At 62.2% G+C, this 11670-nt stretch carries 10 protein-coding genes; 7 read left to right on the top strand and 3 right to left on the bottom strand.

Features of this window, described 5'->3' with window-relative positions; translation table 11 throughout:
• Positions 1 to 44 precede the first annotated feature (44 nt).
• From BLT65_RS00495 to BLT65_RS00485, 3 genes are all read left to right on the top strand, one after another.
• A complete protein-coding gene (locus BLT65_RS00495; RefSeq protein WP_091774011.1) occupies positions 45 to 1481 on the top strand; it encodes an aldehyde dehydrogenase family protein in 1437 nt (478 codons plus the stop codon).
• A gap of 186 nt (positions 1482 to 1667) precedes the next feature.
• Positions 1668 to 2858 (top strand): NAD(P)H-dependent flavin oxidoreductase, encoded by a 1191-nt coding sequence (locus BLT65_RS00490; RefSeq protein ID WP_091774009.1) that lies wholly within the window; start codon positions 1668 to 1670, stop codon positions 2856 to 2858.
• 96 nt (positions 2859 to 2954) lie between these two features.
• Complete coding sequence (locus tag BLT65_RS00485; RefSeq protein ID WP_007588291.1) at positions 2955 to 3599, top strand: OmpW/AlkL family protein; 645 nt, start codon at positions 2955 to 2957, stop codon at positions 3597 to 3599.
• A 120-nt stretch (positions 3600 to 3719) separates the two neighbouring features.
• On the opposite strand, the gene BLT65_RS00480 is transcribed toward BLT65_RS00485, so the two are convergent.
• The gene (locus tag BLT65_RS00480) at positions 3720 to 3923 is read right to left on the bottom strand and encodes a DUF1289 domain-containing protein (protein ID WP_042313590.1); all 204 of its coding nucleotides are present in this window, start codon (positions 3921 to 3923) and stop codon (positions 3720 to 3722) included.
• Between the two features lie 247 nt (positions 3924 to 4170).
• Complete coding sequence (locus tag BLT65_RS00475; protein WP_091774007.1) at positions 4171 to 5472, bottom strand: Nramp family divalent metal transporter; 1302 nt, start codon at positions 5470 to 5472, stop codon at positions 4171 to 4173.
• A 549-nt stretch (positions 5473 to 6021) separates the two neighbouring features.
• Here BLT65_RS00475 and BLT65_RS00470 point away from each other — a divergent pair.
• From BLT65_RS00470 to BLT65_RS00455, 4 genes are all read left to right on the top strand, one after another.
• Positions 6022 to 7122, top strand: coding sequence for a polyamine ABC transporter substrate-binding protein (locus BLT65_RS00470; RefSeq protein WP_091774005.1), 1101 nt, complete (start codon positions 6022 to 6024; stop codon positions 7120 to 7122).
• 115 nt (positions 7123 to 7237) lie between these two features.
• Positions 7238 to 8401 (top strand): ABC transporter ATP-binding protein, encoded by a 1164-nt coding sequence (locus tag BLT65_RS00465; RefSeq protein ID WP_167306431.1) that lies wholly within the window; start codon positions 7238 to 7240, stop codon positions 8399 to 8401.
• The gene (locus BLT65_RS00460) at positions 8398 to 9327 is read left to right on the top strand and encodes an ABC transporter permease subunit (protein ID WP_091774003.1); all 930 of its coding nucleotides are present in this window, start codon (positions 8398 to 8400) and stop codon (positions 9325 to 9327) included. The genes BLT65_RS00465 and BLT65_RS00460 overlap by 4 nt, the downstream gene beginning before the upstream one ends.
• Positions 9327 to 10145 (top strand): ABC transporter permease subunit, encoded by an 819-nt coding sequence (locus BLT65_RS00455; protein ID WP_007588301.1) that lies wholly within the window; start codon positions 9327 to 9329, stop codon positions 10143 to 10145. The genes BLT65_RS00460 and BLT65_RS00455 overlap by 1 nt, the downstream gene beginning before the upstream one ends.
• A gap of 93 nt (positions 10146 to 10238) precedes the next feature.
• Here the strand turns inward: BLT65_RS00455 and BLT65_RS00450 are convergent, their stop codons facing one another.
• A complete protein-coding gene (locus BLT65_RS00450; protein ID WP_091774001.1) occupies positions 10239 to 11651 on the bottom strand; it encodes a methyl-accepting chemotaxis protein in 1413 nt (470 codons plus the stop codon).
• Positions 11652 to 11670 lie beyond the last annotated feature (19 nt).

Raw genomic sequence — 11670 nt, 5'->3', positions numbered from 1 at the left:
ACGAGTAAAATGAACAGACTATCCAGGAGACAGGACACAAGACAATGAAGACCTTCGAGCACTTCTACATCGACGGCAAATGGATCAAGCCGTGCGGCACAGGCACGATCGACGTGATCGACTCGGGTACGGAAGAAGTGATGGGCCGCATTCCCGAGGGCGTCGAAGCTGATGCCGAGGCGGCCATCGCCGCTGCCCGCGCTGCTTTCGACGGTTGGGCCGCGACGCCGCCCAGGGAGCGCGGCGCCTACCTGCAAAAAATTGCAGACAATCTCAAGGCGCGCACCGATGAACTCGCGGGCTACATCTGCGGCGAAGTCGGCATGCCGATCAAGCTCGCACGCGCGATTCAGGTCGGCGGTCCTGTCTACAACTGGAATGCCTATGCGAAGCTCGCGGGTGAATTCCAATTCGAAGAGCAGGTCGGCAATTCGCTCGTCGTGCGGGAGCCCGTCGGCGTCGTCGCCGCGATTACGCCGTGGAACTATCCGCTGAACCAGGTCACGCTGAAGGTGGCAGCCGCACTTGCGGCTGGCTGCACTATCGTGCTCAAGCCGTCGGAAGTGGCGCCGTTGAATGCCTTCGTGCTGGCGGAGGCGATTCATGAAGCTGGGCTGCCCGCCGGCGTGTTCAATCTGGTCAGCGGCTATGGTCCCGTGGTCGGTGAAGTGCTCGCCAGTCACCCATCCGTCGACATGGTGTCGTTCACCGGTTCGACGCGCGCAGGCAAACGCGTATCGGAACTGGCGTCCGCGTCGGTGAAGCGTGTCGCACTGGAACTCGGCGGCAAATCGGCGTCAGTCATTCTCGACGATGCGGATTTCGCTGCGGCGATCAAGGGTACGGTGGGCGCATGCTTTCTGAATTCGGGGCAAACGTGCTCGGCGCACACGCGGATGATCGTGCCCGAATCGCGCTATGACGAAGCGCGCGAACTGGCGAAGAAGGTAGCCGAAGCATTTGTCGCAGGCGATCCTCGTGTCGAGACGACGCGTCTGGGTCCGCTAGCTTCCGCTGCGCAGCAGTCTCGCGTGCAGCACTATATTGCGCGTGGCATCGAAGAAGGCGCGGAACTCGTCACGGGCGGCGCCGGCATGCCGGATGGCATTTCGAAGGGCTTTTTCGTGAAACCGACTGTGTTCGGCCGGGTGCATCCGAAGGCGACGATTGCGCAGGAAGAAATCTTCGGTCCGGTGCTGACCATCCTCACCTACAAGGACGAAGAAGAAGCCGTGCGCATCGCGAATGACTCAGTGTACGGACTCGGCGGCGCCGTATGGGCGGGGAGCGACGAGCGCGCGATGGGCGTTGCGCGGCGTATCCGCACGGGGCAGGTCGATATCAACGGCGGCGCATGGAACATGGCCGCACCGTTCGGCGGCTACAAGCAGTCGGGACATGGCCGCGAGAACGGCGCATATGGGCTCGAAGAATACCTCGAGTACAAGTCGATGCAATTGAAGGTGAATAAGCCTGCATAGATTTGCATGAGCGCGACGCGGGGCAATTCATGTCGACGCGACGTGTACAACCGATGACGGAGCGCAACGAAAGCGCGTGTCGATAACCGGCACGCGCTTTTTGTTTGACCTCACGCAAGATACTGCATTGGATAGTTGCGACCATCGAGGCTTTTCGTCGAATCCGATCGACGACGGAGGTCTCTCATGTTTCCTTCCCATCCCTTTGCGCCGCTCGTGATTCGCGGGCGATCGCTGTTGCCCGTCGTGCAGGGCGGCATGGGCGTCGGCGTGTCCGCGCACCGGCTTGCGGGCAGCGTGGCGCGCGAAGGCGCACTCGGCACGATCGCCAGCATCGATTTGCGCCATCACCACGCCGACCTGCTCGAACGTTGCCGCGCGACCCCCGACCGCGCGACGCTCGAAAACGCGAACCGCGTCGCGCTTACGCGTGAGATCCATGCCGCGCGAACCCTCAGCGAAGGGCGCGGCATGATCGCCATCAACGTGATGAAGGCGGTCAACGCGCATGCGGACTACGTGCGGATTGCCTGCGACCTCGGCGCGGACGCGATCGTCATGGGAGCCGGTCTGCCGCTCGATCTGCCCGACCTGACACAAGGGCGCGATATTGCGTTGATTCCGATTCTGTCCGACAGCCGGGGCGTCGGCGTGGTGCTCAGGAAGTGGATGAAGAAAGGCCGCTTGCCCGATGCAATCGTGATCGAGCACCCGGCGCACGCGGGCGGTCATCTCGGCGTAACGAATCTCGACGACATGCACGATGCGCGTTTCGAGTTCACGCGGGTACTGCAGGAAATCGACGAGATCTTTACTTCGCTGCAGATCAGCCGAAGTGAAGTGCCGGTGATCGTTGCCGGTGGCATCAATAGTCATGAAGCGGTGCGTGCTTGTCTCGAAGCCGGCGCGAACGGCGTGCAGATCGGCACGCCGTTCGCCGTGACGGAAGAGGGCGACGCCCATCCGAACTTCAAACGCGTGCTGGCCGAAGCGACGCCGGACGACATCGTCGAATTCGTCAGCGTGACGGGCTTGCCGGCGCGCGCCGTGAAGACGCCGTGGCTCGAACGCTATCTGCGCAACGAATCGCGCATTCGCACAAAGATCGGCGCACTCAAACGCGCATGCCCGACTGCACTCGAGTGCCTCAGTGCATGCGGTTTGCGCGACGGCATTGAAAAGTTCGGTCACTTCTGTATCGATACGCGTCTTGCGGCTGCACTGCGCGGTGACGTGAACAATGGCCTGTTTTTTCGTGGACGCGAAGCATTGCCGTTCGGCACGGCAATCCGCAGCGTGCGCGATCTTCTTGAACTGCTGCTGACGGGCGTGGCGCGACCGGCTGTCGCAGGGCGTCTTGCGTTTTCGCTGGGTTGACGGGGGTCAAAGAGCGCGTGTAGGGGAACTTCGACAATGCTCTCGCGCACGATGCTTCGCACCTCGCGCAACCACACAAGAAAATCAGGGTAGCTTATGAACAAAAAAATTCGATCGATCGGGGTCGCGCTATGCACAGCCGGGCTGGCGCTGATGACTTCGCACGCATTCGCTGCGGACACCGACACCACTTCAGGCATTCATGCTGGCGACGTGCTGGTGCGCCTGCGTGCCATCAGTATCATGCCGCAGGTGCGTACGAGCGACACGCTGTCCGCGCTGAACGTCGACGTCAACAACGCGATCGTGCCTGAAATCGACTTCACATACATGATTCGCGACAACATAGGCGTGGAACTGATTCTCGGCACGTCGCGGCATCAACTGACTTCGAATCTCGGCGACCTGGGTGGCGTCAATGTGCTGCCGCCGACGCTTTTGCTGCAGTATCACTTCAATCATCAGGGGCAGGTTCGGCCGTACGTCGGCGCGGGCGTGAACTACACGTACTTCTACAACGACGGCCTGCATGCGGGCGACCAGCAGATTTCGGTCAAGCGCAGCAGTTTTGGTCCGGCACTGCAGATGGGCGTCGACGTGCAGTTGACGAAGTCGGTGTTCGCGAACGTCGATGTAAAGAAGGTCTGGATGAAGACGGATGCATCGCTCAATGGCGCATCGCTCGGCACGCTGCATATCGATCCGTTGATCGTCGGCGTCGGTGTCGGGATGAAGTTCTGATCGCCTTCCGTCTCAACGATCATGCAATGAAAAACGCCGGCTCGTCATGAGCCGGCGTTCTCGCTTATCGGATCAGTGCATGTGCAATCAAGCGGCGCGTCCGCCCAACAGGCAAATGCATCACAGCTTGTCGAACTTGAACCGCATCGCCGTGCCTTCGCGCTCGATGCGCGTCCAGACGGAACGCTTTTCCTCATCGGTCAGAAACACCCAGTTCGCCACTTCCGTCGCCGTGCGCCCACACCCTTTGCAGATTTCGTCGAAAAGCGTCGAGCAGACGCCGATGCAGGGGCTGTCGGGAAGGTCGTGCAGATTCGATGACATCGAGATACCTTGAACGGGGAATGCGTGCGGTCCGCTATGGTAAACCAAAAGCGCAGTCGGCTTCCGGCACCCATTTGGCGCTCACAGCCGACATGCATTGAACTTCATTGCGCGATGCTGTAGCCGATGCGTGCCCTCCAGTGCTGACGCTTGTTGTAGTCGAGCAGGTCCTCGCCATAGCCGTTGAAGTAGCCTACCCATAGATAGGCACCCTATGCACTGCTGCATTGCATCTCGACGCGCCCATTCAACCGGTCGCCGTCTCCCAGATCAACGCGCCATTCAGTGCAATGATGCCCGCCGCGCAGACCCACGCGAGCACGAGCGGCACGCCGCGCACGCGCCAGCCGTGCATCAGCTGGCGGTCCGATCCAAAGCGGATCAAGGGCACGACGGCGAGGGGCAGTTGCAGGCTCAGCACGACCTGGCTCGCAACCAGCAACTGCGCCGAGCCGTGCGGCCCGAACAGGCCGACGGCGACGAGCGCCGGGCCGATCGCCAGAGCGCGCGTGAGCAGCGCGCGTTGCCAGCGCGGCAGCCGGATCTGCAGGAAGCCTTCCATCACCGCCTGACCCGCGAGCGTGCCCGTCACGGTCGCGCTCAAGCCACACGCGAGTAGCGCAGCCGCGAACAGGATAGCGGCCCAGTGCGAACCGACGATGGGCGCGATCAGCCGATGCGCATCGGCGAGATCGGTGACGGTGCGGTGCCCGCTCGCGTAGAAGACGGCCGCCGACACGACGAGCAGCGCCGCATTGATCACGAAAGCCAATGAAAGCGCGCTGAAGGTGCCGAAGTTGACGCCGCGCAAGGCATCGGCGATGTCGGCGTCACTGGTGGAGTGCGCATGCGTTTTGACGAGCGCCGAATGCAGATACAGGTTATGCGGCATCACCGTCGCGCCCAGAATGCCCGCCGCGAGCCACACCATGCCGGCGTTGCGCAGCAGTTCGGCGCTGGGTGCCGCGCCCGTCAGCGCGGCTCGCCAGTCGGGCCGCGCGAGCACCAGCTCGATCACGAAGCACAGGCCGACGAACAGGATGAGCGCGACTACCACCGTCTCCAGCGTGCGCTGCCCATGCCGCTGCAAGGCAAGCATCGCGAAGGTGCCGACGGCCGACATCAGCACACCCGCCGTCAGTGACACGCCGAACAGCAGTTGCAGCGCGACCGCGCTGCCGACCACCTCGGCGACATCGCACGCGATGATCGCGATCTCGCTCGTCACCCACAGGAACAGCGTCACGCGCCGGCCGGTGCGCTCGCGGCACAACTGCGCGAGATCGCGCCCCGTCACCACGCCGAGGCGCGACGACACCCACTGCAGCAGCATCGCCATCAGGCTCGACAGGATGACGACGCTCAGCAGCGTGTAGCCGTAGCTCGCGCCGCCCGCGAGCGCCGTCGCCCAGTTGCCGGGGTCCATATAGCCGATCGCGACGAGCGCGCCCGAGCCGACGAACGGCAGCCAGGTGCCGGGGCGCGGCGGCTTCGAACCGGGGCGGCGGCGCCGGCGGGACGGATCCAACGCGAACGGATTCGTGTTCATCGCACTGTGACAGTGAAAGACGCACTCCACGGGGCAATCGGCATGCCATGCACTCCGCTGCATGGCGATGCATAACGCCGCGACCACTATCTGGGCTAATTTGACAGTCTATAGTGATGGTGAGAGAGGGTTTGGGGCGGGATGCAGTCCGCTTCAGCGGACCTGCACAGCACAGGACGGCTGGATGCAGGAAGCAAGGTTTTTTTCGGGTGGACAGGACGCGATAACCCGATAAAATTGCGGCCAATTTTGCAGCGGCGTGCCGGCTGTACCGACCCAATGCATGTCAGCGGACGAAATGCCGCTGCCTGGCCTCGACAGGCCGCCGATGACGCGCTCGATGCCGGAGCCGCACGGAATCTGCCTGTAAGGCGGAACCCGGCCACGGAACGCCGCGCTGTACCGTTTGCGCGACATCTGGCGGTTTTTTTTGAATCGGGCATCGATTGATGGTAGTTTTCGGGTTTTTCAAGGGCAGCCGCGAGCAGCGCACAGCGGCTTGAAGCGGGGTAAGCGACCGGTTTCGCGCCGGTCAGAACGGAGAACGGAATGAAGAAACGGGTGGTGGGCCAACTGGCTGCGCTGGTACTGTGCGCGACGCCTTTCATGTCGGCGGCGGCAAAAGATACACAACTGAATGTGTACAACTGGTCGGACTACATCGCCAAAGACACGATTCCGAACTTCACCAAGCAGACGGGCATTCAGGTCAAGTACGACAACTACGATAGCGACGACACGCTGCAGGCCAAGCTGCTGACGGGCAACTCGGGCTACGACATCGTTGTGCCGACCAGCAACTACGCGGGCAAGCAGATCGCAGCGGGCATCTTCGCGCCGCTCGACAAGTCGAAAATCCCCAACCTCAAGTATCTCGATCCGGCGCTGATGACGCTTGTCGCGGGCGCGGACCCGGGCAACAAGTTCTCGGTGCCCTGGGCATACGGCACGACGGGCCTCGGCTACAACGTCACCAAGGCGCAGCAGATTCTCGGCAAGAGCGTCGCGCTCGACAGCTGGGACGTCCTGTTCAAGCCGGAAAACATCTCGAAGCTGAAGGCGTGCGGCGTCTCCGTGCTCGACGCGCCGGACCAGATGTTCGCGGCCGCGCTGCATTACATCGGTAAGGATCCGATGAGCACGAACCCGGCCGACTATCGCGAGGCGCTCGCGATGATGAAGAAGATCCGTCCGTACATCACGCAGTTCAACTCGTCGGGCTACATCAACGACATGGTCGGCGGCGACATCTGCTTCGCCTACGGCTGGTCGGGCGACGTCGTGATCGCGAAGCATCGCGCGGCAGAAGCCAAGAAGGCGTACAAGATCGACTACTACATTCCGAAGGGCGGCGCGCCCGTGTGGTTCGACGTGATGGCGATTCCGAAGGACGCGAAGAACAAGGAAGCCGCGATGGAGTGGATCAACTACATCGAGACGCCGCAGGTCCACGCGGCCATCACGAACGCCGTCTACTATCCGAGCGCGAACACGGAAGCGCGCAAGTACGTCGACAAGGATGTCGCGAACGATCCCGCCGTCTATCCGCCGGCGGACGTCGTCAAGACGCTGTTCCTGTTGAAGCCGCTGCCGCCTGAAATCCAGCGTCTGCAGACGCGGCTGTGGACCGAGTTCAAGTCCGGCCGCTGACCTGGCAACTGAGCCAGGCTGAGCCAGACGATAGTGCAGGCAAGCATCATCATGAAGCCCCCGGTATCCAGCCGGGGGCTTTGTTCGTCAAATGCAGGGAGAGAAGCAGCAGATCATGAGTGACCAGTCGAACGTGCTGGCAGGGGCCGGCGTGTCGTCCTCGGGCAATTCCGTCGCTGTGCAGGACGCAGCGGACAATTTCGTGCAGATCGTCGACGTCGTGAAGAAATTCGGCGAGACGGTCGCGGTCAAGGGCGTCAACCTGTCGGTGAAGAAGGGCGAGCTGTTTGCGCTGCTCGGCAGTTCCGGTTGCGGCAAGTCGACGCTGTTGCGCATGCTCGCGGGGCTGGAAACGGTCACGTCGGGCAAGATTTTGATCGACGGCGAAGACCTCGCGCAGATGCCGCCATACCGGCGTCCCGTCAACATGATGTTCCAGTCGTACGCGCTCTTTCCGCACATGACGGTCGAATCGAATGTCGCGTTCGGCCTCAAGCAGGAAGGCGTGCCGAAGGCTGAGCTGAAGGAGCGCGTGCAGTCCGCGCTCGAGCTCGTGCAGATGGCGCGCTTCGCGAAGCGCAAGCCGCATCAGCTGTCGGGCGGGCAGCAGCAGCGCGTCGCGCTGGCGCGCTCGCTCGTCAAGCGTCCGAAGCTGCTGCTGCTCGACGAGCCGATGTCCGCGCTCGACAAGCAGATCCGCCAGCGCACCCAGATCGAGCTCGTCAATATTCTCGACAAGGTCGGCGTCACCTGCATCATGGTCACGCACGATCAGGAAGAGGCGATGACGATGGCAGGGCGCCTGGCCGTGATGAGCGAAGGCGAGATCGTGCAGCTCGGCACGCCGAACGAAGTCTACGAGTATCCGAACAGCCGCTTCTCGGCGGAGTTCATCGGCTCGACGAATCTGTTCGACGGCAATGTCGTCGAGGACGAGCCGGATCACGTGTACATCGAAACGCCGGATCTGCCCGTACGCTTGTACGTGAGCCACGGCATCACGGGGCCGCTCGGCATGCCCGTGACGATTTCGGTGCGCCCGGAGCGCATCGCGCTCACGCGCAAGCCGCCCGAAGGCGCGTTCAACTGGGGCAAGGGCGTCGTCACGAACATTGCGTACATGGGCGGCTACTCGTTGTATCACGTGAAGCTCGACGGGGGCAAAACGGTGATCGCGAACGTGTCGAGTCTCGCGTTGTCGGAAATCGAAACGCCGACATGGGGCGATGAAGTGTACGTGCGCTGGAGTGCATCGGCGGGCGTGGTGCTGACATCATGAAAAGCGCGCTGCAATCGTTCATGCGGTGGCCGGTGCGCCGCTTCAATCTGACGGGGCGCACGGCCGTCGTCGCGGGGCCGTTCATCTGGCTGCTGCTGTTCTTCCTCGTGCCGTTTCTGCTGGTCGTGAAGATCAGCTTCGCGGATCTGCAACTCGGCATTCCTCCGTACACGGAACTGACGTCGTTCAAGGACGGCGTGATTCACATCGCGCTCGACGTGTCGCACTACGCGTTCCTGTTGCAGGACAGCCTTTACTTCGCGACGTATGTGAACTCGGTGGTGGTCGCGGGGATCTCGACGCTGTTGTGCCTGCTGCTCGGTTATCCGATGGCGTACTACATCGCGCGCTCGAATCCCGCCACGCGCAACATCCTGATGATGGCGGTGATGCTGCCGTTCTGGACGTCGTTCCTGATTCGCGTGTACGCGTGGATCGGCATCCTGAAGAACAACGGCCTGCTGAACAACTTCCTGATGTCGATCGGGCTGATTCATTCGCCGATCGAGCTGTATCACACGAACACGGCCGTTTATATCGGCATGGTCTATTCATACCTGCCGTTCCTCGTGATGCCGCTCTACGCGCACCTCGTGAAGATGGACCTGACGCTGCTCGAGGCCGCCTACGATCTCGGCGCAAAGCCATGGCGGGCGTTCTGGCAGATCACGCTGCCGCTGTCGAAGAACGGCATCATCGCGGGCTGTCTGCTGGTGTTCATTCCTGCCGTGGGCGAGTACGTGATTCCTGAACTGCTTGGCGGCGCGAACACGCTGATGATCGGCCGCGTGATGTGGAATGAGTTCTTCGATAACGCCGACTGGCCGATGGCATCCGCCGTCACCTGCGCGATGGTGCTGCTGCTGCTCGTGCCGATGGCGCTGTTCCAGTATTCGCAGGCGAAGGCACTGGAGGAGAAGCGCTGATGAAGCCAAATCGTGTATTGCAGTTCATCGCGCTCGCGATCGGCTTCGCGTTTCTGTACGTGCCGATCATCAGCCTCGTTGTGTATTCGTTCAACGAGTCGCAGCTCGTGACGGTGTGGACGCGTTTCTCGACCCGCTGGTACGCCGCGCTGTTGCAGGACGAGGAACTGATCAATGCCGCGTGGTTGTCGCTGCGTGTGGCGTTGCTGACGGCGTTCGCGTCGGTGATCATCGGCACGTGGGCGGGTTTCGTGCTCGCGCGCATGGGGCGTTTTCGCGGCTTCACGCTGTACACGGGGATGATCAATGCGCCGCTCGTGATCCCGGAAGTGATCCAGGGCATTTCGCTGCTGCTGCTGTTCATCGAAATGGGCAAGTGGCTTGGGTGGCCGGCGGGACGCGGCATCTTCACGATCTGGATCGGCCACGTGATGCTGTGTATTTCCTACGTGGCGATTATCGTGCAGTCGCGTGTGCGTGACCTGCATCCGTCGCTTGAGGAAGCTGCACTGGATCTCGGCGCCACGCCGCTGCGTGTATTTTTCTTCATCACGTTGCCGCTGATTTCACAGGCATTGATTGCGGGCTGGCTGCTGTCGTTCACGCTGTCGATCGACGATCTGGTGTTGTCCGCGTTCCTGTCGGGGCCTGGCTCGACGACGCTGCCGCTGGTGGTGTTCTCGCGCGTGCGGCTGGGATTGAACCCGGAGATGAACGCACTGGCGACGTTGTTCATTGCGGTCGTCACCGTCGGCGTCGTGGTGGCCAATCACTTCATGCAGCGCGCCGAGAAGCGGCGCCTGGCGATGGCAGTCTAGTTCATCCTCGCCGTTTCATGTCCTTTGCCGGCGCCTGCGTGGGCGCCGGCAAAGCGAGTCTTCATCAGATGGCTTGATGCGCAATTCCCGCTATCAGATCCGATATCCGATCCGCAATCCGCCCCAATGCCGGCCGTTGACGAAAATCGGCGCTGACGCGTCCTTCATCAGTGCATATTCGCCACCACCCATGTCGCGCCGATAGGTTTGCAGCAGGAAGCGTTTCGTACTGGTCCCGGCAGCGAGGCCGGTGCGGTCGTTGAACATCCGCCGGTTGCGGCAGTTCGCGGCATTCCAGACGGGATCGCCACGCTGCGGCTGCGAGAACTTGAGATTGTGGGTGGGCAGGTAGCCGCGCGTGTCGACGGCTGCGCAGAACGCGACGCGCGGGTCGAGTTCGAGCATGGGTTCCTGGATCAACGGCAGGACGCGGTCGGTGAGGTCGGTAAAGCGCGTCATGAACTGCTGCGGATTCGTGCCCGGTACGGGCACGTAACGATCGTCGAACAGGTCGTTCATCGTCAGTTCGCCCCGCGCGATAGCCGCTTCGAACAGCTTGCCGACTCTTGCGGCAGCCTGTTCGACGGCTTCGATGAACGGTGTGTCCGCCGTTGCGACGCCCGTGGCCGCCGTCAGTTCGATCAGGTTTTCCGATACGCCGAGCAGATTGCCGAGCCGGTTCTTTGCCTGCACGAAGTTTTCGCCGGAATGCTCGACGTCGGTGGCAATATCGAGCACCTGCGACTCGAATGCATTGCATTGCTCTTCGATTTCGCCGGACAGCGTCGCGATCTGGTTTGCCTCTGCATTCAATTGCATGATCGCGTGACCTGTCGAATGCACGACGTCGCCGATCATCCGCGTGCCTTCGCGCACCCGCTGTGCGCGAGCTGTGTTCTCGGCGCCTTCGGTAATCAGGCGCTCGGTCTGCTCGGTGAGTTGCGCCAGCGTCGTTTCGATCTGACCCGTTGCCTGCGCGGTTTTCGCCGACAGCGTCTTCACCTCGGCGGCGACCACCGCGAAGCTCTTGCCGAATTCTCCCGCACGCGCGGCTTCGATCGCGGCATTCAGCGCGAGCAGATGCGTCTGGCGCGCGATCAGCGATATCTCCTCGGACACGCGGCTCACGTGCGACAGCGCCGCACGCAGTGCGCCGATTTGACTCTCGATCACCGTCACGCCTTCCACCAGCCCGTGAATATCCGACAGCGACGCTTCGAGCGTGTGCTGGGAAGTCTCGACGTCACCCGCTGCCTGCGCCGTTACCGTGCGCATTTCGCGGGCCGCAGCGGCGATGCGGTGATTGCCGGCGAGCGTCGCCGCCGCCGACTGGCGCAGCGTCTGGCATACATCGGCTTGCCGTTCGACGCGGGTGGCGACTTCTTCGATATGACCGGACACGTCGCAGATCTCGATGCCGAGCTTGCCCGCCTGCGCGGCGATATCGCCGACAACGGATAAGGTGCCGCTGCTGCGGCGCCGGCGTCGATTGAAAAAGCCCGTCATGGTCAAGTCTCCTGAACGG

Source organism: Paraburkholderia steynii (assembly GCF_900100565.1).
Lineage (GTDB): Bacteria > Pseudomonadota > Gammaproteobacteria > Burkholderiales > Burkholderiaceae > Paraburkholderia > Paraburkholderia terrae.
This window is presented reverse-complemented; position numbering and strand designations above follow the sequence as displayed.